The sequence below is a fragment of the Kocuria oxytropis genome, assembly GCF_040981195.1.
Classification (GTDB): Bacteria; Actinomycetota; Actinomycetes; order Actinomycetales; family Micrococcaceae; genus Kocuria; species Kocuria oxytropis.
Genome location: NZ_JAVFXA010000002.1, coordinates 160,929 through 182,665, shown reverse-complemented (window position 1 = coordinate 182,665; position 21,737 = coordinate 160,929). Strand labels below are relative to the sequence as shown.

Annotated in this window: 22 protein-coding genes and 1 other RNA gene; 8 read left to right on the top strand and 15 right to left on the bottom strand. The window is 74.4% G+C overall.

The window, feature by feature from the left end; all coding sequences use genetic code 11:
- Nucleotides 1–74 precede the first annotated feature (74 nt).
- The 4 genes from QYM41_RS03255 to hisN all read left to right on the top strand — a co-directional run bounded on the left by QYM41_RS03255 (nt 75) and on the right by hisN (nt 3,973).
- The gene (locus tag QYM41_RS03255) at nt 75–614 is read left to right on the top strand and encodes a DoxX family membrane protein (RefSeq protein WP_368798298.1); all 540 of its coding nucleotides are present in this window, start codon (nt 75–77) and stop codon (nt 612–614) included.
- A gap of 20 nt (nt 615–634) precedes the next feature.
- Nucleotides 635–2,008, top strand: a complete 1,374-nt coding sequence (gene aroA, locus QYM41_RS03250; RefSeq protein WP_438612540.1) for a 3-phosphoshikimate 1-carboxyvinyltransferase — start codon at nt 635–637, stop codon at nt 2,006–2,008.
- Nucleotides 1,998–3,107 carry a ribosome small subunit-dependent GTPase A gene (gene rsgA, locus QYM41_RS03245; protein WP_368798296.1) on the top strand — a complete coding sequence of 370 codons (1,110 nt, stop codon included), beginning with the start codon at nt 1,998–2,000 and terminating at the stop codon, nt 3,105–3,107. The genes aroA and rsgA overlap by 11 nt, the downstream gene beginning before the upstream one ends.
- Before the next feature lie 68 nt (nt 3,108–3,175).
- Entirely contained in the window at nt 3,176–3,973 is a 798-nt protein-coding gene (hisN, locus tag QYM41_RS03240; RefSeq protein ID WP_368798295.1) for a histidinol-phosphatase, read from the top strand.
- Nucleotides 3,974–4,102: 129 nt separating this feature from the next.
- On the opposite strand, the gene QYM41_RS03235 is transcribed toward hisN, so the two are convergent.
- From QYM41_RS03235 to smpB, 3 genes are all read right to left on the bottom strand, one after another.
- Entirely contained in the window at nt 4,103–4,951 is an 849-nt protein-coding gene (locus QYM41_RS03235) for a hypothetical protein (RefSeq protein WP_368798294.1), read from the bottom strand.
- Nucleotides 4,952–5,140: 189 nt separating this feature from the next.
- Nucleotides 5,141–5,524, bottom strand: a transfer-messenger RNA (tmRNA) gene (ssrA, locus tag QYM41_RS03230).
- An 87-nt stretch (nt 5,525–5,611) separates the two neighbouring features.
- On the bottom strand, nt 5,612–6,088 hold the full coding sequence (gene smpB, locus QYM41_RS03225; RefSeq protein WP_368798293.1) for an SsrA-binding protein SmpB: 477 nt from the start codon (nt 6,086–6,088) through the stop codon (nt 5,612–5,614).
- 189 nt (nt 6,089–6,277) lie between these two features.
- Here smpB and QYM41_RS03220 point away from each other — a divergent pair, with 189 nt between their 5' ends.
- Entirely contained in the window at nt 6,278–7,513 is a 1,236-nt protein-coding gene (locus QYM41_RS03220; protein ID WP_368798292.1) for a polysaccharide pyruvyl transferase family protein, read from the top strand.
- Nucleotides 7,514–7,574: 61 nt separating this feature from the next.
- On the opposite strand, the gene prfB is transcribed toward QYM41_RS03220, so the two are convergent.
- Nucleotides 7,575–8,696 (bottom strand): peptide chain release factor 2, encoded by a 1,122-nt coding sequence (gene prfB / locus QYM41_RS03215; protein WP_368798291.1) that lies wholly within the window; start codon nt 8,694–8,696, stop codon nt 7,575–7,577.
- An 88-nt stretch (nt 8,697–8,784) separates the two neighbouring features.
- Here prfB and QYM41_RS03210 point away from each other — a divergent pair, with 88 nt between their 5' ends.
- Entirely contained in the window at nt 8,785–9,945 is a 1,161-nt protein-coding gene (locus QYM41_RS03210) for a glucose-1-phosphate adenylyltransferase family protein (protein WP_368798290.1), read from the top strand.
- Nucleotides 9,946–10,005: 60 nt separating this feature from the next.
- Here QYM41_RS03210 and QYM41_RS03205 read toward each other — a convergent pair whose 3' ends face one another.
- The 8 genes from QYM41_RS03205 to QYM41_RS03170 form a co-directional block, all read right to left on the bottom strand.
- Nucleotides 10,006–11,151, bottom strand: a complete 1,146-nt coding sequence (locus tag QYM41_RS03205; RefSeq protein ID WP_368798289.1) for a glycerol dehydrogenase — start codon at nt 11,149–11,151, stop codon at nt 10,006–10,008.
- A gap of 157 nt (nt 11,152–11,308) precedes the next feature.
- Complete coding sequence (locus tag QYM41_RS03200; RefSeq protein ID WP_368798288.1) at nt 11,309–11,818, bottom strand: pilus assembly protein TadG-related protein; 510 nt, start codon at nt 11,816–11,818, stop codon at nt 11,309–11,311.
- The gene (locus QYM41_RS03195) at nt 11,815–12,240 is read right to left on the bottom strand and encodes a hypothetical protein (RefSeq protein WP_368798287.1); all 426 of its coding nucleotides are present in this window, start codon (nt 12,238–12,240) and stop codon (nt 11,815–11,817) included. Before QYM41_RS03195 ends, QYM41_RS03200 begins: the two co-directional genes overlap by 4 nt.
- A gap of 64 nt (nt 12,241–12,304) precedes the next feature.
- Nucleotides 12,305–12,772 carry a TadE family protein gene (locus QYM41_RS03190; protein WP_368798286.1) on the bottom strand — a complete coding sequence of 156 codons (468 nt, stop codon included), beginning with the start codon at nt 12,770–12,772 and terminating at the stop codon, nt 12,305–12,307.
- Nucleotides 12,773–12,774: 2 nt separating this feature from the next.
- Nucleotides 12,775–12,993, bottom strand: coding sequence for a hypothetical protein (locus tag QYM41_RS03185; protein WP_368798285.1), 219 nt, complete (start codon nt 12,991–12,993; stop codon nt 12,775–12,777).
- 52 nt (nt 12,994–13,045) lie between these two features.
- The gene (locus QYM41_RS03180; protein ID WP_368798284.1) at nt 13,046–13,978 is read right to left on the bottom strand and encodes a type II secretion system F family protein; all 933 of its coding nucleotides are present in this window, start codon (nt 13,976–13,978) and stop codon (nt 13,046–13,048) included.
- Nucleotides 13,975–14,832, bottom strand: a complete 858-nt coding sequence (locus QYM41_RS03175; protein ID WP_368798283.1) for a type II secretion system F family protein — start codon at nt 14,830–14,832, stop codon at nt 13,975–13,977. Before QYM41_RS03175 ends, QYM41_RS03180 begins: the two co-directional genes overlap by 4 nt.
- Nucleotides 14,829–16,091, bottom strand: a complete 1,263-nt coding sequence (locus tag QYM41_RS03170) for a TadA family conjugal transfer-associated ATPase (protein ID WP_368798282.1) — start codon at nt 16,089–16,091, stop codon at nt 14,829–14,831. The genes QYM41_RS03175 and QYM41_RS03170 overlap by 4 nt, the downstream gene beginning before the upstream one ends.
- Nucleotides 16,092–16,473: 382 nt before the next feature.
- Here QYM41_RS03170 and QYM41_RS03165 point away from each other — a divergent pair, with 382 nt between their 5' ends.
- Nucleotides 16,474–17,421 carry a glycerophosphodiester phosphodiesterase family protein gene (locus QYM41_RS03165; RefSeq protein ID WP_368798281.1) on the top strand — a complete coding sequence of 316 codons (948 nt, stop codon included), beginning with the start codon at nt 16,474–16,476 and terminating at the stop codon, nt 17,419–17,421.
- A gap of 16 nt (nt 17,422–17,437) precedes the next feature.
- Here QYM41_RS03165 and QYM41_RS03160 read toward each other — a convergent pair whose 3' ends face one another.
- The gene (locus QYM41_RS03160) at nt 17,438–17,854 is read right to left on the bottom strand and encodes a DUF2304 domain-containing protein (RefSeq protein WP_368798280.1); all 417 of its coding nucleotides are present in this window, start codon (nt 17,852–17,854) and stop codon (nt 17,438–17,440) included.
- A gap of 40 nt (nt 17,855–17,894) precedes the next feature.
- On the bottom strand, nt 17,895–18,560 hold the full coding sequence (locus QYM41_RS03155) for a glycosyltransferase family 2 protein (protein ID WP_368798279.1): 666 nt from the start codon (nt 18,558–18,560) through the stop codon (nt 17,895–17,897).
- A 143-nt stretch (nt 18,561–18,703) separates the two neighbouring features.
- Between QYM41_RS03155 and QYM41_RS03150 the strand changes: the two genes are divergently transcribed.
- Nucleotides 18,704–20,767 carry a DUF6541 family protein gene (locus QYM41_RS03150; RefSeq protein ID WP_368798278.1) on the top strand — a complete coding sequence of 688 codons (2,064 nt, stop codon included), beginning with the start codon at nt 18,704–18,706 and terminating at the stop codon, nt 20,765–20,767.
- A 191-nt stretch (nt 20,768–20,958) separates the two neighbouring features.
- On the opposite strand, the gene QYM41_RS03145 is transcribed toward QYM41_RS03150, so the two are convergent.
- Nucleotides 20,959–21,735, bottom strand: a complete 777-nt coding sequence (locus tag QYM41_RS03145) for an ABC transporter ATP-binding protein (protein ID WP_368798277.1) — start codon at nt 21,733–21,735, stop codon at nt 20,959–20,961.
- Between the last annotated feature and the right edge of the window lie 2 nt (nt 21,736–21,737).

The following is a 21,737-nucleotide window of genomic DNA, read 5'->3' as shown; positions in this document are numbered from 1 at the left end:
CGAGCGGCGCCGTCCGCCGCACCCGACCCGTCCGAGACAGCCCCGCGGTACCGTCCGCCGCCGAGGAGGAACCCATGAGCATCGTCCGTCGCATCGCCCGCCCGCTGCTGGCCACCGGTTACGTCGCCAACGGGGTGGAGAGCTTCCGCAACTCGTCCCAGGCCGCCCAGCACCTCGCCCCGGCGATCTCCGCCGCCACGAAGGCCTTCCCCCAGGCCGGACCCGCGCTGCAGAACCACGCCGTGGTGGCCCAGGGCCTGGCCGCGGCCCAGGTCGGCGCCGCCGTGCTCTTCGGGCTGGGCAAGCTGCCCCGCCTCTCGGCCGGCGTGCTCGTCACCACCACCGCGCTCAACGCCTACGCCGACTACCGCGCCGCCGAGGCGAGCACCCCGGAGCAGAAGGCCGCCCGCCGCTCCACCGCCTTCAAGAACTCCTCCCTGGTCGGCGCCGTCATGCTCGCCGCCGTGGACACCGAGGGCAACCCGTCCCTGCTGTGGCGCGCCGAGCACCTCGCCGGGGACGTGCGCAAGAACGCGTCCAAGCTGGGCAAGGACACCCAGAAGCAGGTCGCCAAGGCCGAGAAGGCCCTTCAGCACGCCGTCAAGCAGGGCTAGGCCACGGTCCTGCTGTCGTGATGCCGTCGGAGTCCCCCGCCCCGCCCGCCCGTCCCGACGACGCGGAGCAGGCCCCGCAGCACGAGCTGTGGCCGGCCCCGTACGTCGGCGCCCGTCCCGTCGCCGCCGAGCTCACGGTCCCGGGCTCGAAGTCCCTGACCAACCGGTACCTGTTGCTCGCCGCGCTCGCGGACGGTCCGTGCCGGCTCCGCGCCCCGCTGCACTCGCGGGACTCCCGCCTCATGGTCGGCGCCCTGCGCGCCCTGGGGGCGCGCGTCGAGGAGGTGCCGGGGGACGGGGACTTCGGGCCCGACCTGGTCGTCGAGCCCGCCGCGTGGGACGCCGCGGAGCCGGTCGTGGTCGACTGCGGCCTGGCCGGGACCGTGATGCGCTTCGTGCCGCCCCTCGCCGGCCTCGCCCGGCGCCCCGTCACCTTCGACGGCGACCCCGGCGCCCGGGTGCGGCCCATGGGCCCGGTGATCGACGCCCTGCGCGGCCTGGGCCTGCAGGTGGAGGACGAGGGCCGGGGCCGGCTGCCCTTCACCGTGCACGGCACCGGCGGCGTCCGGGGCGGCGAGCTGGAGATCGACGCCACCGGCTCCAGCCAGTTCGTCTCCGCGCTGCTGCTCGCGGGGGCCCGGTTCCACGACGGGCTCGTGCTGCGCCACCGCGGCGCCGACGGCCGCGGGGTGCCGTCCATGCCGCACGTCGAGATGACCGTCGAAGTGCTGCGCGGCGTGGGCGTGACCGTGGACGACTCCGTGCCGGAGGAGTGGCGGGTGGCCCCGGGGCCCGTGCGCGCCTTCGACGTGCGCATCGAGCAGGACCTCTCCAACGCCGGTCCCTTCCTGGCCGCCGCCGTGGTGACCGGAGGACGGGTCTCGGTGCCCCGCTGGCCCGCGCGCACCACCCAGGGCGGCGACCACTGGAAGCACATCCTCCCGGCCTTCGGCGCGACGGTGGAGCTGGCCGACGGGACGTTCACCGTCACGGGCCCCGGCTCGCTCCGCGGGGTCGACCTCGACCTCGGGGCGGCCGGCGAGCTCGCGCCGACCGTCGCGGCCGTGTGCGCGCTCGCCGGCACCCCGTCGCGGCTGCGCGGGATCGCCCACCTGCGCGGTCACGAGACCGACCGGCTCGCGGCCCTCGTCGCCGAGATCAACCGGCTCGGGGGCGACGCCGAGGAGACCGCCGACGGGCTGGTGATCCGGCCGGCGCCCCTGCACGGCGGGACGTTCCACAGCTACGAGGACCACCGCATGGCCACCGCCGGCGCGGTGATCGGGCTCGTGGTCCCGGACGTGCGGGTCGAGAACATCGCGACCACCGACAAGACCCTGCCGGAGTTCCCCCAGCTGTGGGCGCAGCTCGCGGGCTCGAGCCGTGGCGCGTAGGGACTCGGTCCGGCGGGACTGGGACGAGTCGGACGTGCGCGTGCGCCCCAGCAAGTCCGGCTCCCGCCCGCGCACCAAGGAGCGCCCCGCGCACGAGGACGCGGTCACCGGACGGATCGTCACCGTGGACCGCGGCCGGTACACGGCGATCCTCGAGGAGGACACGGACCGGGAGCGGCTGGTCGTGGCGGTGCGCGCCAAGGAGCTGCGCCGCCGGCCCGTGGTCGCCGGCGACCTCGTGGGTCTCGTCGGGGACGTCAGCGGCGCCCCGGACACCCTGGCCCGGCTGGTGCGCATCGAGGAGCGCACCACCGTCCTGCGGCGCAGCGCGGACGACACGGACCCGGTGGAGCGGGTCGTCGTCGCCAACGCGGACCAGCTCGTGGTCGTCGTGGCCGCCGCCAACCCCGAGCCCCGCACCGGGTTCATCGACCGCTCCCTCGTGGCGGCCTACGACGCCGGCATCGAGCCGCTGCTGTGCATCACGAAGACCGATCTGCGGGATCCCGCCGAGCTGATCTCCCACTACACCGCCCTCGAGCTGCCCGTGCTCGTCTCGGGGCCCGCCCGGGACGTCCCGGCCGGGGCCGACGGGACCACGCTGCCCCTCGACCCCGCGCTGGTCGAGGCCCTGCGCGAGCGCCTCGACGGACGGGTTTCGGTGCTGCTCGGGCACTCCGGGGTGGGCAAGTCCACCCTCGTCAACGCGCTCACGGGTGCCGACCGGGCCACCGGCGGCGTGAACGCGGTGACCGGGCGGGGCCGGCACACGTCGTCGTCGGCCCTGGCCCTCAAGGTCGAGGACGCCTCCCCCGGATCCTGGATCATCGACACCCCCGGCATCCGCTCGTTCGGGCTGGCGCACGTGGACCACGACCGGATCGTGGAGTCCTTCGACGAGCTGGCCGAGGCCATCGCCGAGTGCCCCAAGGGGTGCCGGCACACGGACACCTCCCCCGGCTGCGCCCTGGACGCCTGGGTCGCGCAGGGCCGCGCCGGGGACGCCGGCGAGTCCCGGCTGCACTCCCTGCGCCGCCTGCTCGGCGCCGGGGAGCGTCCCGGGGAGTCCCGCGAGGACAAGGAGCTCGGCGTCCAGTGACCCGCCGGGACGCCGGACCCCACCCCCGTCCGACCAGGCTCGGGACCGGTTCGGGGTAGGTTGGTCCAATGCGCAGCCCCAGCAACTACACCGACGACCTCCGCCTCGCCCACATCCTGGCCGACGCCGTGGACCGCCTGACCATGCGCCGGTTCAAGGCCCAGGACCTCGCGGTGGAGACGAAGCCCGACCTCACCCCCGTCACGGACGCCGACCGGGAGGCCGAGCAGCTCATCCGCGCGCAGCTGGGGCGCACGCGCAACCGGGACGCCGTGATCGGCGAGGAGTACGGGGCGACCGGCAGCGGCGCCCGGCAGTGGGTCGTGGACCCCATCGACGGCACCAAGAACTTCGTGCGCGGCGTGCCCGTGTGGGCCACCCTGATCGGCCTGGTCGACGAGGGCCGCCCGGTGGTCGGCGTGGTCTCCGCGCCGGCGCTGGGCCGCCGCTGGTGGGCCGCGTCCGGCACCGGCGCGTTCACCGGCAAGTCCCTCGCCAACGCCCAGCGCATCCACGTCTCCCAGGTCGGGCGGCTGTCCGACGCCTCGCTGTCCTACTCCTCGCTCACCGGGTGGCGGGACCGCGGCGTGCGCGACCGCTTCCTGGAGCTCACCGACGAGGTGTGGCGGACCCGCGCCTACGGCGACTTCTGGTCCTACTGCCTCCTGGCCGAGGGTGCCGTGGACATCGCCTGCGAGCCCGAGCTGAACCTGCACGACATGGCCGCGCTCGTGCCCCTGGTGGAGGAGGCCGGAGGCCGGTTCACCTCCCTCGAGGGCGAGCCCGGGCCCTTCGGCGGCAACGCGCTGGCCACCAACGGGCTGCTCCACGACGAGGTGCTCGGGATGCTGGCCACCGTGTCCTGACGCCTCCCCTCCGCGTTGCCCCGCGCCGAGGGCACGCGCGGCGGAGGCACGGGGACGACGGCGAGGGCCCGCACCGACCGGTGCGGGCCCTCGCCGTGCCCGCCCGGGCAGGGGAGAATCACCGGAGGATCACTGGGTCGTGGTGCTGACGCCCCACTCCTGCTCGATGCAGCGCTGGAAGCCCGCCTCGTCGTTGGCCTGGAGGTACTGGGCGCACTCGCCGTTGAGGATCGAGTCGATGACCGCCCCGTAGACCACCATGAAGAAGATGCTCGCCACGATGCCGAGGACGCTGAGCACGATGCCGATGACCGGCACGGCCTTGGAGGCGCCGGGCGTCCTGCCCAGCTTGCGCAGCGCCACGATGCCCAGCACCAGGCCCACGAGGCCCGGCACGATGCCCAGCACGAACCAGCACGTCAGCAGCGCGACGATGCCCAGCACCAGGGCGGCGATGCCCAGGCCCGTGCCCGCGGGCTTCGATGCCGCACCGTACTGGCCCATGTCGTACTGCCCCTGCTGTCCCGGGTAGCCGTACTGGCCCGGGGGGTACTGGCCCTGGCCGTACTGGCCCTGGCCGTAGGGGTCCTGGTAGCCCTGCCGGCCCTGGCCGTACTGGCCCTGGCCGTATTGGCCTTGTCCGTACTGGCCCTGGCCGTACTGGCTGCCGCCGTACGGGTCCTGCTGGCCCTGCCCGTACTGACTCTGCCCGTACTGATCCTGGCCGTACTGATCCTGGCCGTACTGACCTTGCCGGTACTGGTCCTGACCGGAGGAGTCCTGCTGGCCCTGGCCGTACTGCGGCGCGGCGTACTGCTCGCCGGCGGCCCCCTGGCCGTAGCGCGGGGGCTCGTAGGAGGGACCCGGGGGCGCTCCCTCCACCCGCTGACCGTACTCGGGCACGTCCGGGCGCCCGGAGCTCGACGACCCGCCGGCACCCGTGCCGCTCCGGTCTGGCGTGTTGTCGTTCTGGCTCATGGCGCTGCCCTTTCGGTCGTCTGCGGTACGGCACCAGCTTGTCACACGGGGCACCGGGAGGTCCCCTCCGGGCCCCGCCGCGGCGGCAACGTGCCCGCGCCCCGGCGGTCAGGACACCGGACCGGTGCCCCGGCGGTCCGGGCACGAAAAAACCGGGGAGCGCCTCGCGGCGCTCCCCGGTCAGGGATCTTGTGGAGATGGGGGGAATTGAACCCCCGTCCGATGCAGCATTGTCAGGGCTTCTCCGGGTGCAGTCTGCTTGGCGTCTTCTCAGTCCCGGCCCTCGTGCAGACACGTGGCCGACGGACTCAGTCGCGACTTGATGTTCCCCGGACGTCCACGACACCCGTCCGGAGCAGTGGCCTTCTAGCTGATGCCAGGCCCCGGGTCGAAGGCGAACCCGGGCTGACAGCCACTGGTGAGTCTACTTACGCGGCGAGCGCGAAAGTGGACTGCGTGGCGTTGCTCTTGGAATTGGCAACTATTGTTTTACAGAGAGCGTTTACGAGATAACTCTGCGTCCTCGACCCGCTTCCCCTGTCTCAACTCACATCGTCGAAACCGATCATCCCCGTATTCGTTTTTCAAGCGTCCCGCCGGAGCAGGACTCCCCATCATATCCGCCCGGCACGACCGGCCGCAAGCACCGGGGCGGGTCGCTCAGCCCAGGTTCTTGTAGCGCATGGCCCGCTGCGCCTCACGGTTGTCCTGCTGCTCCCGCAGGGCCTGGCGCTTGTCGTACTCGCGCTTGCCCTTGGCCACGGCGATCTCCACCTTGACCCGCTTCCCGTCCAGGAAGTACAGGGACAGGGGCACGACCGTGAAGCCGGACTCCCTCGTCTTCTGCTGGATCTTGTCCATCTCGCTGCGGTGCAGCAGCAGCTTCCGGCGGCGGCGGGCGGAGTGGTTGGTCCACGAGCCCTGCAGGTACTCGGGGATGTGGACGCCCTCGAGCCAGAGCTCCCCGTCGGTGAACTGGCAGAACCCGTCCACGAGCGAGGCGCGCCCCATGCGCAGGGACTTCACCTCGGTGCCCATGAGCGCGAGGCCGGCCTCGTACGTGTCGAGGATGTGGTAGTCGTGCCGGGCCTTCTTGTTGTTGGCCACGACCTGGCGACCGGTGTCCTTCTTGGCCACGGGGCCTCCTCCCTGGGGTCGGTGCGGACGGTGACCTGCCGCGCACCGGGGTGCGCGGCAGGTCCTCCATCCTACGCCACGGCGCCCGCGGCGGACCGCCGGGCGCCCTCCGTCCCCGCGGACCACCGGCGCGCCCCCGCGACCGGGCGTCGCCGCAGGTCACCGGGCCGCACGCGCTAAGCTGGGCGGATGCTGGAGCCCACTCCCACCGAGCGCCCGCCCGCGGCGGACGTCCTGTACCTCGTCGGCACGAGCGGTCACCCGAACTTCGGCGACGAGTTCATCGCGGCCTCGTGGCTGCGCTTCCTGGCCCGGGCCCGCCCCGGTGCCGAGGTCTGGCTCGACTGCCCGAACCCCGGCCTGGCCTCCCACCTCTTCGGGGGCCTGCACCCCGGGCTGCGGACCACCGACACCCTGTGGCGGCTCGCCGTCGAGACGGCGGGCATGGACCCGGACGCGGCCGACGCCCACGTGGACCGCGTGGTGACGCATCTGGGCTCGCCCCGCTACGACCTCGGACTGCTCGGCGCCCGCCGGGCCGGGTCCGTCCACTTCATCGGCGGCGGGTACCTCAACTCCATCTGGCCGCACCACGCGCGCCTGCTGCGCGCGGCCCTGCGGCTGCGCGAGGTCTCCGGCGCGCGCCTCGTCGCCACCGGACTCGGCCTGACCCCCGCCACCGACGCCGAGGGCCTGCGCACCGCGCTGGCGGCCTTCGACCACGCCACGGTCCGGGACGCGCCCAGCGCCCAGGTCTCCCGGGCCGACCGCGCCCCCGACGACGCCTTCCTCGGCCTGCCGGACCTGGCGGGCTTCACGGGCGCCCCGTCCGATGCGGCGGCCGACGGCGACGTGTGGGTGTGCCTGCAGAGCGACATGTCCGGGCCCGGGGTCCTCGAGGACGCCGTCGCCGCCGTGCGGGCCGCGCTGACGGGCCCCGAGCTGGCCGGGCGGACCGTGCGCTACCTGGAGGCGATCCCGGGCGCGGACCGCACGGCCTTCGACCGGCTCGCCGACCTCGTTCCCGAGGAGAACTTCGTGCCCTTCACCCGGGTGTGGGAGGAGGGCTTCCCCGCCCGTGCCGGGCAGACGTGGCTCACCTCCCGGTTCCACTTCCACCTGCTCGCGGCCGCGTGCGGCGCGGCGGGCACCGCGCTGGAGGTCAGCCCGGACTACTACCGTGTCAAGCACCAGTCCCTGCTCGAGGCCGGCACCGGCTGGTCCCTCACGCCCACGGGCAGCACGGAGGCCGCGTCCCCGGCCCGGTCGGCGGCCTTCCCCGCCACGGCCGCGCGCCTGCACCGCACGAAGCTGCGGGAGGCGGAGGAGCTGTACCCGGTGGTGCCCTCACCCGGCACCGCTCCCGACGGGCCGCAGGCCCGTGCCCTGCCGGGCGGGAGGGTCGCGCGCCTGCTGCGCCGCTGAGCACCGGGCCCCGGCCGGTCGCCGGGACCGGCCGGGGCCCGGTCAGGGATCCCGCGGGGACTCAGGCGTCGGCCGGGGCGTGGCGCTGGTCGGCGCGCCACCGGATCCCGGCGTCGACGAAGCCGTCGATCGCGCCGTCGAAGATCGCGGAGGGGTTGCCCTCCTCGTGGTTGGTCCGCAGGTCCTTGACCATCTGGTACGGGTTCAGGACGTAGGAGCGCATCTGGTCCCCCCAGGACGCCTTCACGTCCCCGGCCAGCTCCTTCTTCTTGGCGCTCTCCTCCTCCTGGCGCTGCAGCAGCAGCCGGGACTGGAGCACGCGCAGCGCGGCGGCGCGGTTCTGGATCTGCGACTTCTCGTTCTGCATGGACACGACGATGCCGGTGGGGATGTGGGTCATCCGCACCGCGGAGTCCGTGGTGTTCACGGACTGCCCGCCGGGGCCCGAGGAGCGGAAGACGTCCACCTTGATCTCGGACTCGGGGATCTCGATCGAGTCGTCCTGCTCGATGAGCGGGATGACCTCCACGGCCGCGAACGAGGTCTGGCGCCGGCCCTGGTTGTCGAACGGGGAGATGCGCACCAGCCGGTGGGTGCCGGCCTCCACGGACAGGGTGCCGAAGGCGTAGGGCGCCTTGACCTCGAAGGTCGCGGACTTCAGGCCCGCCTCCTCCGCGTAGGAGGTGTCCAGGACGGTCGTCGGGTAGCCGTGGCGCTCGGCCCAGCGCAGGTACATGCGCAGGAGCATCTCGGCGAAGTCCGCGGCGTCCACGCCTCCGGCGCCGGAGCGGATGGTCACCACGGCCTCGCGCTCGTCGTACTCCCCGGAGAGCAGGGTCTGCACCTCGAGCTGGGACAGGGCCTTCTTGACCGCGGCGAGCTCCTCCACGGCCAGCTCGAGGGTCTCGGCGTCGTCCTCCTCCGCGGCCAGCTGGACCATGACCTCGATGTCGTCGATCCGCCCGCCCAGCTTCTCGAGGCGCTCGAGGTCGGACTGCTTGTGGGAGAGCTTGGAGGTGATCTTCTGCGCCGCGGCGGGGTCGTCCCAGAGGTCGGGGGCGGTCGCCTGCTGCGAGAGCTCGGCGATGTCCCGCTTGATGGCGTCGACGTCGCTCACGGCCTCGATGGACGCGAACGTGGAACGGAGGGCGGCGATCTCTGCCGGGAAGTCAAGGGAGGCCATGAAAGCCAAGATTATCCCATGGGGGCAAATCAGCCGGGTCCCGCCCGGGTCTGCTCTGGCAGGATGGGACCGAGAGAGAGGAAGCACGATGCGCATCCCCCGCACGCTGGCCCTGATCCTCGCCGGCGGGAAGGGTTCCCGCCTCGGCGCCCTGACCGAGAAGAAGGTCAAGCCCGCCCTGCCCGTCGCGGGGACCTACCGGCTGATCGACGTCGCCCTGTCCAACCTCGTGCACTCGCACATCTCCGACGTCTGGGTCGTCGAGCAGTTCCTCCCCCACAGCCTCAACGCGCATCTGGCCAACGGGCGCCCCTGGGACCTCGACCGGACCCACGGCGGGCTGCAGGTGCTGCCCCCGTACGAGGGGAGCGAGGGCGAGGGCTTCGCCGAGGGCAACGCGGACTCCCTCTACCGGCAGAAGGACCTGATCCGCGACTTCGCCCCGGACCTGGTCCTCGTGCTCAGCGCCGACCACCTGTACACCCTCAACTTCCTCGACGTGATCGACACCCACCTCGCCCAGGAGGCCGATCTGACGGTGGTCACCACGCTCGTCGACGAGGACCCCTCCCGCTACGGCGTGGTGCAGACCGACGACGCCGGGCGCGTCACCGGCTTCGACTACAAGCCCGAAGAGCCCCGGGGACGGCTGGTCGCCGGAGAGATGTTCCTCTACGACGCGGACCGCCTGCTCGAGGCCCTGGACCTGCTGCACGAGCAGGAGGGCGGGCTCGAGGACTACGGCAACGACCTGGTCCCGTGGTTCGTGGCGCACCGCACGGTGGTGGAGCACCGGCTGGAGGGCTACTGGATGGACCTGGGCACGCTGCAGTCCTACTGGACCGCCCACCTGCAGCTGCTCGACGGCGACGGCGTGAGCCTGGACGACCCCGCCTGGCCGATCCTCTCGGCCCAGCCGCAGCGGGTGCCCGCCCGGATCGCCGGCAGCGCCGAGCTGCGCGGGTCCATGGTCGCCGCCGGCGCCACCGTGCGCGGCGCGGTGGAGCGCTCCGTGCTGGGGCCCGGCGTCCTCGTGGAGGAGGGCGCCACGGTGCGCGGGTGCGTCCTGCTGGACCGCGTCCGGGTCCGCGCCGGGGCGGTCCTCGAGAACGTCGTGGCCGACGTGGGCGCCGACATCCCGGCGGGCGAGCACGGGACCGCGGGAGCTGTGACCCTGGTCGACGACTCCGGCGCCGTGGCGACCACGGAGGAGTTCGACCGCGGGGCGGTCCTGCCCCGCGGTGCCTGAGCCCGGCCGCCGCCGGGCCGCCCCGGGCGGACGCGTCCGTCCCCGGTGCGGGCGTCGCGGCTAGTGGGCCGGCCGGTAGGGCTCCGGCTCGGGCAGCCCGGCACGGGCGCGCACCCGCCGGCCCAGCCGCTCGATCGAGGTCAGCGCCCCGGCGACGTCCTCCGCCCGCACGGTGAAGGGCATGCTGTGGATGGTCTCGCTCTCCACCGTGGCCGCCCGGGCCACGGCCCGGATCTCCTCGGTGTCCTCCGCCCGCAGCCCGATCTCCGTGAGCGTGGTCGGCAGCCCGACCCGGGTGGTGAACTCGATGAAGTCCACGATCTCCGAGCTCGGGGCGCCCTCCAGCACGAGCTGGGTGATCGAGCCGATGTTGACCTTCTGCCCGTGGGCCAGTCCGTGGGTCTGCGGCGCCGCGGTCAGCCCGTTGTGGACGGCGTGGGCGGCCGCCAGACCGCCCGACTCGAAACCGAGCCCGGACAGCAGCGTGTTGGCCTCGATGACCTTCTCCAGCGCCGGGGTCACGACGTGGTCCCGGGCGGCGTCCATCGCGACCAGGGCGTTCTCCCACAGCACGTCCCAGCTCAGCCGGGCCAGCGCGGTGCCCGTGAGGGTGGCCGTCCCCCCGGCCATGGTCGCCGACCCCGAGGCGGCGGTGGCCCGGGCCTCGAGCCAGGTGGCGAGGGCGTCGCCGACACCCGCGGCCAGGAACGCCGCCGGCGCGTCGGCCACGAGCTGCGAGTCCACCAGGACGAGGTCGGGGTTGCGGGGGAAGAAGCGGTACTCCTCGAAGACCCCCTCGTCGGTGTAGACGACCGCCAGGGCCGAGGTCGGTGCGTCGGTCGAGGCGACGGTGGGGACGCTGACCCACCGGATCCCGGCCTGGAACCCCGAGGCCTTGACCGCGTCGATGGTGCTGCCGCCGCCCACGGCCACGGCCACGTCGGCCCCCACGTCGCGGATGACCGCGGTGAGCCGGTCGATCTCCCCGGCCGAGGGGATGCCGTGGAACGTCTCGCGCGTGGTGGTCATGCCGGCCCGGGTGAGGGACGCCTCCACGTCGTGGCCCACGAACCCCCAGACGACGTCGTCGGCCACGACGAGGGGGGTCCGGCCGATGGGCGCGAGGTACTCCCCCAGGCGTGCGACGGCGCCCGGTCCCTGGACGTAGCGTCCTGGGCTGATGACGGAGCGGACGGGAGCGTCCATGGCCTTCTCCTTCGACGACGGGGCCGGCGGGTCGTCCGCCGGGCGGCCCGGGACGACCCCCGGGTGCTCGCCAGCGTAGGAAGGTCCCGGCGGTGAGCACCAGGGTCGTTCTCGCGGGGTGAGAAGCACGCGTCCCGCCCGGGCACGGCGGCGGCGTTCAGCGCCGGAGCTGGGCGCGGGCCTCGCTCGTGGCCGTGATCGGGATGCCGTCGGGCACCACGAGGTTCACCACGGGCGGGTGCACGACCGCGGAGAGGCTCACCTGCGCGGTCCGCCCGTCGGGGCTGCCGGTGGGGGTGGCCACGGCGAGGCCGGGAGTGCCGGTCCAGGCCCGGACGGTGTCGAGGTAGGCGGCGGCGGCCCCCGCCACGGCGTCGTCGTCGAGGACCGTCGCGGGCGGGGCGCCGCCCGCCCCCGGGCTCAGCGCCACGAAGGTGTCGGCCGCGGCGAGCGCGGCGTTGTCCGCGAGCACCTGCAGCTTGCGCTCCCCCACGTAGACCGCGGTGACGCCCATGACGACGACCGTGAGCAGGAGCAGCACGACCGCGAAGCCGATGACCAGGATCGTGACCTGACCGTCGTCCCGGTCGTCGCGCCGGCCGTCGCGCCGGCCGTCGTCCCGGCCGTCGACCGCGCCGGGGACCGGCCGCGCCCGGGGCCCGCTCACCCGTACCGCCCGATCACGACCGTCGCCGAGGACGTCAGCACGGCGACGTCCAGGTCCGTGAACCCGGGCACGAGCGGCAGCGGGACCTCCAGGCTCGTGTGCACGGTGGCCACCGCCCCCGGCTCCGCGCAGGCGCCGTCGGAGCACTCGAGGCGCACGGCCAGCCGGTCGGGAGCAAACCCCTGGTCCGTGGCCGCCAGCTGCGCCGCCGCGGTCAGCCCTGCCCCGGAGAGCCCTCCCGGTTCCGCGCGCGCGAGCACCTGGGAGGCCTGCTGCGCCGCGGCCACGACCGCGAAGGCCCCGGCCTGGACCTGGGCCACCGCGAGGACGAAGTAGATCACGGGCACGAGCAGCAGCGTGCCGAGGGCCACGAACTCCACCACCGCGCTCCCCTCGTCCCCGTCCCGCGGTGGCCCGGCCACACCGGGCACGGGAGCGCCCGGGTCGTCCCCGGCAGTCCCCGGCGTCCCGGCGGTCTGCCGATCGTCAGTCGCCGAGGACGGCATGACCGCGCACCTCCAAGGAGTCGGGCGGCCCGAAGAGCGCCACCACGGGCAGCGGCGAGACCACCGTGATCTCGAGGGTCCGCAGCTCGCCCACGGTCACGGGGGCCGCGACGACGTCCTGGGCGTACCGCGGCCCCAGGGCGCCGGAGACGATCCGGCGGGTCCGCTCCACCCCGTCCTCGGCCGAGCGGTCCGCCAGCGTGCCGTACCGGGCGCCGGCCGCGGCGGCGTCGACCAGCGTGTTGCGCACGTGCAGGGCCAGCGCGAGCTGCAGCGTGGCCGCGAAGATCATCGCGACGAGCCCGGCGACCATCACGTACTCGACCACCGCGCTCCCCCGGTCCTCCGGGCGCGGCCCGTCCCGGTCCGCCGCTCGGTCCTGCTCCCGGGCCCGGACCCGGTCCTGCGGCCGGGGTCCGGGACCCGGGCGGGCACGGCTGTCGCCCATGCTCAGTTCTGGCTCACGCGGGCCATCGCGTCCTGGAAGAGCCCCTCCAGGGCCGGCTGCGCCACCAGCAGCAGGCCGGCGACGAGCACCGCGGACATGAGGGTCAGCATCACCCAGCCGGGGACGTCACCGCGATCGGGGTCCCCGGTGCGCCACCGGCCGCGCAGCGCGGACGGGGCGAGGACGGCGAGCAGGCCTGCGAGCCGGTGGAGGTGTGTCATGAGAGGTGTCCTTTCCGGGTGGGCGGCCGGTCCCGGCCGCCCGGTTGCGAGGTCAGAATCCGAGTTCGAGCACGGCGATGCCCGGGTACACGGCGAACACGACCGTCAGCGGGAGCACGAAGAACACGAGGGGGACCATCATCGCGATCTCCTTGCGGCCGGCGGCCTCCATCAGTTCGCGCTTGTCGTGGTCCCGCACGTCCTGCGCCTGGGCACGCAGCACGTCCGCCAGGGGCGTACCGCGCTCGATGGCCACGACGATGCCGTCCACGAACCGTCCGATCGGTGCCACCGGCGTGCGCGCGGAGAAGTCCTGGAGCGCGTGCACCAGGCCGGCGCCGGACCGGGTCTGCGCGAGCACTCCGCGGAACTCCGCGGTGAGCTCCCCCTCGGCGACCCGGCACACCCGCTCGAGCGAGCCGACCGCGCTCTCCCCGGCGCCGACGGACAGCGCCATCAGCTCCGCCACGGCCGGGAACTCCGCCAGCATCCTGGCCTCGCGGCGCCGGACCCGCCGGCTCAGCAGGTGTCCGCGCAGCAGGTACCCGCAGCCGCTCGTCGCCACCACGGCCAGCAGCACCCCGCCGGGACCCGTGCCCCAGCGGGCGGCACCGGCCGTGCCGAGCAGGACCCCGGTCAGCAGGCCCGCCGTCGCAAACAGGAGCTGCTCCGCGCGGAAGTCCGCCACCGTGGTGGTGGCCCCCGCACGGACCAGCCGTCGTTCCAGGGCCGCCGAGGGCCCGGCGTGCCGGAACACCCGCTGCGCGAGCGCCCGCGCGAGCGGCCCGGGCCCCACGGCGGCCCGGCCGGGCCGGTGCCCCGGACGGGCGAGCAGGGCGGACTGGACCTCCACCGACCGCAGCTGGGGTGCGATCCGCGCCGCGAAGGACCGCCCGCCGGTGGCCCGGGCGCCGGGGAGCACCAACCACAGACCGGCGGCGAGCACCAGGCCGAGCAGGGCCAGGAGGGCGGGCGAGGCACTCACCGCAGCACCCGGGCGGGCTCCGGCAGGGCCCCGATCCGCAGCATGAGCCGGTACGCGGTCACGGACACGAGCAGGCCGCCGAGCAGCACGAGGGCACCGGCCGGGGTGTCGTAGGCCCGGATCGCGGCGGGCTGGGTGGCCATCAGCGCGAGGACGATCCAGGGTGCGGCCACGGCCAGGCGGGCGGCGTTGACCGTCCAGGACTGGCGCGCCTCCAGCTCCCCGCGGGTGCGGGCGTTCTCCCGCAGGAACTCCGACAGCGTCCCGAGCAGCCGGCCGAGGTCTGTCCCGCCGACCTCCCGGGTCACCCGCAGGGCCTCGATGATGTTGTCGGCGACGGGATCGGCCAGCCGGTCCTTGAGCAGGGTCAGCGCCGCCTGCAGCTGGCCGGAGGCCCGGTAGTCCGCGGCGAACCGGGCGAAGGCCGGGCGCACCGGCTCCGGACCGCGGTACTGCAGCTGGATCAGCGCCTCGGGCAGGGACATGCCCGCACGGATCGCCGACCGGAGGTGGTCCACGACATCGGGCCACACCTCCCGCAGGGCGGCCGCCCGGCGGCGGGCCCGGTGCTGGACGACGGCCACGGGGACCCAGGCCCCCAGGAGGGCGGCGCACAGGCCGAGGACGGCCGCGCCGCTCACGGCCGCCACGAGCAGCCCGCCCAGCGCCCCGGACGCGGCGCAGGCGGCCAGCAGTCCCGCCGGTCCCACCCGAGCCAGGTCCGCGCGGAGCAGCAGCTCGCGCAGCCGGCCGGGACGGGGCGCGGCGGCCGGGTGCGGCCCGTCCTCGGCCCAGCAGGACCACCAGAGCAGGAGGACGCCCGCGCCCAGCAGCGCCCCCAGCGCCGCGCTCACCGCGCCGCCCCGGCCGGGCCGTCGTCCAGCAGCAGCTCGCTCACCCGGTGCCCTGCCCGCTCGAACTTCCAGGCCGCCGGCGCCTCGGCCGCGACGGCCAGCAGGTCGCCGCCGGTCTCGGCGAACACCGGGTACGTCTCGATCACGCCGTTCTCCACCCGGTTGCCGATCGCCAGGATCTCGCTCACCCGGCGCCCGCCGTGCCGGTCGCGGTGGCAGTGGACCACGAGGTCGAAGCAGGAGGCCACCGTGGGCACCACGAAGCCGCTGCTGATGTTCTCCCCCGCCAGCAGGGGCAGGGTGCAGATCTTCGTCACGGCGTCCCGGGCCGAGTTCGCGTGCAGGCTGCACATCCCGGGCAGGCCGCTGTTGAGCGCGATGAGCATGTCCAGGCTCTCCGCCTCCCGCACCTCCCCCACCACGAGCCGGTCCGGCCGCATGCGCAGCGCCTCCTTGACGAGGCGGCGCAGGGGGATCTCGCCCGTGCCCTCCAGGTTGGGCTGGCGGCACTGCATCCCCACGACGTCGCGCAGCGGGACCTGCAGCTCGAAGATCTCCTCGACCGTGACCACCCGCTCCCGCGGTCCGATCGAGGCGCACAGACAGTTCAGCAGCGTGGTCTTGCCGGCCTGGGTGGCGCCCGAGACGAGGATGTTGAGGCCGCTGCCCACGGCCGCGTCGAGGAACCGGGCCGCTCGCGGCGGCAGCGAGCCCAGCGTCACGAGATCGTCCAGCCGCCGTGCGCGCGCCACGAACTTGCGGATGTTCACGGCCCAGTGCCGCCGGGTCACGTCGGGGATGACCACGTGCAGGCGGGACCCGTCGGGCAGCGCCGCGTCCACGAAGGGTGAGGACAGGTCCAGACGCCGTCCCGAGGACTTGAGCATGCGCTCCACGAGGTTGCGGATCTGCGCCTCGGTGAGCACCAGGCTCGTCAGCTCGGACTCCCCGCCGCGCGCGGCGTAGACCTCGGCCGGGCCGTTGATCCAGATCTCCTCGATCCCCGGGTCGTCGAGCAGCGGCTGCAGCGGACCGAACCCCGCGACCAGGTCCAGCAGCACGCGGCGGGCCGCCTCCAGGTCGGACAGGGCCGGGAGCACCCCGCGCGCCGAGCGCTGGTCGTAGTCGCGCACCGCGGCGTCCACCAGCTCCCGGGTCCGCTCCAGCTCCAGCACCGGGTCCAGGCCCCGGCGCCGGATCAGTTCGCGCACCTCGGCCTCGACCAGTCCGAGCGCGTCCTCGGAGAGCAGTGCCGTCATCCGTCCCCCTGCGTGGTCCCCTGCGCCCACCCCGGTGCGGTGTCCGCGCCGGCCGCTCCCTGCGGAGCGCATGCACAGGAACATAGGCCAGGCCGCGGCCGTCCCCACACCCCCGGCCCCCAGCCCTGTGGACAGCCGTCGCTGACCTGCGGCGTTGTTCCCGTCCGGGAACGCACGGTCCGTCACAGGATGTGCACGCATGAAACCTGGGGCGGGGCGACCACGGCGGCCGAGCCCGGCCGCCCCCGACGGCGGGCGGATCGCGTCCTCGTGCGCGGCGTGCGGCCGCACCGTAGTGTGGCGGGCGAGCACTCCCCACCGGGCGTGCGCGCCACGGCACCGCCCGTGCTGCGGACGCCGCCCCCCGATCGCGAGGACCACCGTGACCCCTGTGACGTCCCGGCGAGACGGCGCACGCCCCGATGCCCCGGCCCGGGCGCAGGCGCTGCTCCGCGCCGCCGTCCCGTTCACCGGCAACCTGCTCAGCAGCGGGCTCGGCGCGGCGCTCGGGCGCCACCTGGACACTCCGTTCCCGGGAGCGAGGGCTCCCGTGCCCCGCGGCTGGCCCACCGCGTTCGCCCACCGGGGCGGCGCAGGGCTCGCCCCGGAGAACACCCTCGCCGCGTTCCGGGCGGCCGAGGAGATCGGGGACGTCGTGCTGGAGCTCGACGTGCAGGCCTCCGCCGACGGCACGGCCGTGCTGATGCACGACCTCACGGTGGACCGCACGACGGACGGGACCGGGGCCGTCGCGCGCATGACCGCCGCGGAGCTGCGCCTGCTGGACGCCGGGCACACGTTCAGCCCGGACGGCAGGTCGTTCCCGTGGCGCGGCCGCGGGGTGCACGTCCCCACGCTCGCCGAGGTCTACGAGGCGTTCCCCGAGCACCGCGTGGCGATCGAGCTCAAGGGCAACCGGCCGGGGGCCGAGGACGTCGTCTGGCGGGCCGTCCGGTCGGCCGGCGCCCAGGGGCGCACCCTCGTCGCGACGAACCGCACGGCCTCGATCCGGCGCTTCCGCCAGGTCTCGGGCGGCACGGTCCCCACGGCGGCCGCGCCCACGGAGTTCGCGGTCTTCCGGCTGCTCTGCCTGCTGGGCCGGCAGGACCACCGGCCCCTCCCGTTCCAGGGCCTGCAGCCGCCCGACGCCCTCCTGGGGCTGCGCGTCGTGACGCCCGCGCTGCTGCGGTCGGCGCAGCGGGCGGGGCTGCGCGTGGACGTCTGGACCGTCGACCGGGAGGAGGACATGCGCCGGCTGCTGGCGTGGGGCGTGGACGGTCTCATGACCGACCGCCCGGACCTGCTCTCCCGGGTGCTCCGGCAGGCCTGAGCCGCGCCGGAACCGCTCAGCCGGCGGGCCGCTCCCCCGGGGAGGTCTCCGCGAAGGAGCGCACCGAGGCCCGCTCGGCGTGGGCGGGGTCCGGGGACCACGGCCGCTCCGCCTCGGTCACGGCGATGTGCCGGGCCAGCCGGGTCACGTTGACCTCCTGCTGGCGGTTGCGCAGCGCGGAGGTGGCCTGGGTGATCATGAAGATCACCACGAAGCCGTACAGGACGAGGTCCGTGCCGCGCCCGATCCCGAGGAACTGGGCGACGCCCGTGAGCAGGTCGGGGAAGAAGATGGACAGCGCGGCGAAGACAAAGAACGCCAGGCCCACCACCCGGCGGATCGCCTGGTGCTTGGCGTTGGCCCCGCCCCGGATCAGGGCGAGCGCGCCGTAGCCCACGGCCAGGACCAGCAGGATCTGGACGGCGTAGATCATCGGTGGTTCTTCCCTTCGACGGTTCCGGCAGCGGTGCGGACTACTTCACGAACAGCTCGGCGAGGATGTTCACGCCGTTGAGCAGCGACTGCCCCTTGGACTTCGAGTAGTCCGTGTAGATGATCTCGACCGGGTGCTCGACCCAGGCGGGCCGGATGTCGGCGAGCTGGTTGACGATCTCGGAGGCGTGCGCCATCCGGTTCTGCGTGAGCCGGATCCGGGACAGGGTGCCGCGGTCGATGGCGCGCAGGCCGTTGTGGGCGTCGGAGAGATCCATGCCGGTCGACAGCTTCGAGAAGAACGCGGCGGTGCGCAGCACGATCCGCTTGAGCGCGGAGATCCGGGTCCGCCGGTCGAGGAAGCGGGAGCCGAGCACGACCTCCGCCTCGCCCGAGCGGATCCGCTCGACCATGTCCCAGGCGTCGGCCACCCGGTGCTGGCCGTCGGAGTCGAACGTCACCACGCAGTCCATCGCCGGGTCCTGCAGGGCGTACTCGAACCCGGTCTGCAGCGCCGCGCCCTGGCCCAGGTTGATCGGGTGCTGGACGACGACGGCGCCGGCCTCGGCGCAGATCCGGGCGGAGTCGTCGGAGGACCCGTCGTCGACGCAGACGACGTGCGGGAAGGTCTTCCGGAGCTCCTTCAGCACCTCTCCCACCACGGCCGCCTCGTTGTACACGGGCATGACGATCCACGAACGACTCACCCGGCCATTCTCGCACAGCGCGCCGGACCCGCCCGTCAGGACGGTGGCGGGCCCGGGGCGGCCGCTATGATCGTCCCCGACCCTTCCCCCCACCGTGAGGACGTGACCGTGCCCGCTGCCAGGCCGAGCCCCGCAGGACCGACGTGCTGACGGACTGGTGGCCGTACCTCCCGGCGTTCCTGGTGCTGCTGGCGTTCCTGTGGCTGCCCGGGCTGGCCCTGCTGTGGGCCTTCGGCCAGCGCGGGGGCCGGATCCTGCTCACGGCACCGGCGTTCAGCGTCGCCGTCGTGGGGCTCACCGGCGTGGTGCTGGACCTGGCGGGGCTTCCCTACGGCGTCCTCTCGCAGGTGCTCTCCGCCCTGGTGCTGGCGGGCCTGGCGTGGCTGGTGGGGCGGCTGCTCCCGCGCGGCGGCCACCGGCCCGGCCCGCACCCCGGCGAGCGGGACCCGGCGGCCCCGGACGGTGCACCGCGCCGCTGGTGGTTCCCCGCCGGGGCGGCCGCCGGGCTGGCGGTCGGGTCGGTGCTGCTGCTGCGCCGACTGACGTCCGTGATCGGCGTCCCGGAGGCCATGGCCCAGCGCTGGGACAACATCTTCCACCTCAACGCCATCCGCTACGTCGTGGACACCGGCAACGGGTCCACCCTGACGCTGAACCGCCTGGTCAGCCCGGACAGCGCGATCGCCCTGTACCCGGCGGCCTGGCACCAGCTGGCCTCGCTCGTGGTGCCCCTGACCGGCGACAGCGTGCTCGTCGCCCACAACCTGACCCTGCTCGCGGTGGCGGGCCTCGTCTGGCCCGCCTCCTGCATCTTCCTGACCCGCTGCCTGGTGGGCCCGTCCCCGGTGGCGGCGGTCCTCGCCGGCACGGCCTCCGCCGGCTTCGGGATCTTCCCGCTGGGCCTCATGGCCTGGGGGCCGCTCTTCCCCAACATCCTCGCCCTGGCCCTCGCCCCCGTGGCCCTCGGACTGCTCGTGCGGCTGCTCGGTCCCGGCGTGACCGCGGACCGGACGGAGCGCACCCCGGACGCCGCCGGCCGGGTGCGCCTGGGCGCCAGCCTGGTGGTCACCCTGGGCGCACTGTTCGTGTCCCAGCCGAACGCGTTCCTGGCGCTGCTGGTGGTCGCGGTGCCGGTGGCGGCCACCGCGTGGTGGCTCGGCCTGCGGGCCGCCGCCGGGGCGCGGCGCCGCGGGGCCGCGCTCGGGCTCGTGGCGGTCGCCGCGGTCGCCGTGGCCGTGTGGCTGCTCCTGTGGAACGTGCTGACCACCTCGTTCGTCTGGGAACCGTCCACCACCCTGGCCCGGGCCGCCGGCGAGGCCCTGCTCTACGGCGCCAACGGCCGGGAGGACGTGCCGTGGGTCCTCGTGCTGCTCACCGGGGCCGGGATCTACGCCGCCGTCACCCGCCGCCGGCTGCGCTGGCTCGTGCTCGCCCACCTGGTGCTCGCGTACCTGTACGCCGTGGCCGCCGCGGGCGAGGAGGGCCCCGCGCGGCAGTGGCTGGTGGGCGGGTGGTACACCGACTCCTACCGCCTCGCGGCCACGCTGCCGCTGACGGCGGTGCCGCTCGTCGCCCTCGGTGCCGCGCACGTGGCCGGTGCCCTGGCGGCCGGCCTGGGCGCCCTCGCCGCCCTGGTGGGCCGGCCCCGGGCCGGGCGCGCCGCCCTGCCCGGGGCGGCGGTCGTGGTGCTGGCCCTCGCGGTGCCCTACTCCCAGGTGGACTCCCTGACCCAGGCCACCCGCTGGGGCAAGCAGTACTACGCGTGGGAGGGCCCGGAGAGCATCGTGAACCGGGACGAGTACGAGCTGCTCCAGGAGCTCGACGAGCTCACGGAGCCGGGCGACGTCATCGCCGTGAATCCGTGGAACGGCGGCTCGCTCGCCTACGCGGTCGCGGGCACGCCCGTGACGCAGTACCACGTCGAGTCCCCGGCCACCGAGCTGGAGACGCTGGACCCGGAGCTGTCCGCGATCGCGACCGGGATCGACGACGCCGTCCCGGGCAGCCCGGCCTGCGCGGCCGCCGAGGAGCTGGACGTGCAGTGGGTCCTGGACTTCGGCACGCAGTTCATCATCCCCGGGGCCCAGCAGGCGCGGGACTACGCCGGCATCAACGCCGTCGACCCGCAGCTCGCCCCCGGGCTCGAGCTGGTCGAGCGCGAGGGCGGTGCGGCGCTCTACGAGGTCGTGGGCTGCGCCGGACCCTGACCCCTCGGCTGCCCCGCCCCGGGGAGCTCCGCCCCGCCGTGGGCCCCCTCGGCGGGGCGGGCTCCCCCGTCCCGGTCCGCCACGGGCAGGGGTTCCCCGTCCCGGTTCGCCCCGTCCTGGTACGCCACGGGCCGCCCGGCTCCCGGAGGAGCTGGGCGGCCCGTCGCGCGCGCCGGCCGGGGGCGGCGTCGTCAGCCGGCGTTCTCGGCGGCGCGGAACGCCTCGATCACCTCGTCGATGGGCCCGTCGCTGCGGACCCGTCCGTGCTCGATCCACACCCCGCGGGCGCAGACCTTGCGCACCACGTCGAAGTCGTGGCTGACGACCAGCAGCGTCTTGCCCTCCGCGGAGAGCTCCTGCACCCGGCCCAGGCTCTTGCGCTGGAAGGGCTCGTCGCCCACGGAGAGGATCTCGTCGATGATGAAGATGTCCGGGTCGGTGAACACCGCCACGGCGAACGCCAGGCGCAGGTACATGCCCGAGGAGTAGAACTTCACCTCGGTGTCGATGAACTGCTCGATCTCGGAGAACGCCACGATCCGGTCGAACTTCCGGTCGATGTCCTCCTTGCTCATGCCGAGGATCGCGCCGTTGAGGTAGACGTTGTCGCGGCCGGTGAGGTCCGGGTGGAAGCCCGCGCCGACCTCGATCAGCCCGGCCACGCGCCCGTTGACCTCGAGGGAGCCGCCGTCGGGGCTCATCACCCCGGAGACCAGCTTGAGGAACGTGGACTTGCCGGAGCCGTTGAGGCCCACGAGCGCCACGCTCTCGCCCGGCGCGATGCTGAGGCTGAGGTCCTCCAGGGCGCGGAAGCGGTTGGAGATGTCCTGGCGCCGTCCCCGCGCGAGCCACATCACCGTCTCCTTGAGGGAGCGGGCGTGACGCAGGGAGAACTCCTTGGCCAGGTGCCGGGCGACCACGGCGGGCTCGGCCGGCGGTGCGGTGCGGTCGGTGCGTTCGGTGCTCATCG

Bases quoted from the DNA above. Each gene is read 5' to 3' on its own strand.
- QYM41_RS03255 (WP_368798298.1), top strand. From the start codon at position 75: ATGAGCATCGTCCGTCGCATCGCCCGCCCGCTGCTGGCCACCGGTTAC.
- aroA (WP_438612540.1), top strand. From the start codon at position 635: ATGCCGTCGGAGTCCCCCGCCCCGCCCGCCCGTCCCGACGACGCGGAG.
- hisN (WP_368798295.1), top strand. From the start codon at position 3,176: ATGCGCAGCCCCAGCAACTACACCGACGACCTCCGCCTCGCCCACATC.
- QYM41_RS03235 (WP_368798294.1), bottom strand. From the start codon at position 4,951: ATGAGCCAGAACGACAACACGCCAGACCGGAGCGGCACGGGTGCCGGC.
- QYM41_RS03220 (WP_368798292.1), top strand. From the start codon at position 6,278: ATGCTGGAGCCCACTCCCACCGAGCGCCCGCCCGCGGCGGACGTCCTG.
- prfB (WP_368798291.1), bottom strand. From the start codon at position 8,696: ATGGCCTCCCTTGACTTCCCGGCAGAGATCGCCGCCCTCCGTTCCACG.
- QYM41_RS03210 (WP_368798290.1), top strand. From the start codon at position 8,785: ATGCGCATCCCCCGCACGCTGGCCCTGATCCTCGCCGGCGGGAAGGGT.
- QYM41_RS03205 (WP_368798289.1), bottom strand. From the start codon at position 11,151: ATGGACGCTCCCGTCCGCTCCGTCATCAGCCCAGGACGCTACGTCCAG.
- QYM41_RS03190 (WP_368798286.1), bottom strand. From the start codon at position 12,772: ATGGGCGACAGCCGTGCCCGCCCGGGTCCCGGACCCCGGCCGCAGGAC.
- QYM41_RS03185 (WP_368798285.1), bottom strand. From the start codon at position 12,993: ATGACACACCTCCACCGGCTCGCAGGCCTGCTCGCCGTCCTCGCCCCG.
- QYM41_RS03170 (WP_368798282.1), bottom strand. From the start codon at position 16,091: ATGACGGCACTGCTCTCCGAGGACGCGCTCGGACTGGTCGAGGCCGAG.
- QYM41_RS03160 (WP_368798280.1), bottom strand. From the start codon at position 17,854: ATGATCTACGCCGTCCAGATCCTGCTGGTCCTGGCCGTGGGCTACGGC.
- QYM41_RS03145 (WP_368798277.1), bottom strand. From the start codon at position 21,735: ATGAGCACCGAACGCACCGACCGCACCGCACCGCCGGCCGAGCCCGCC.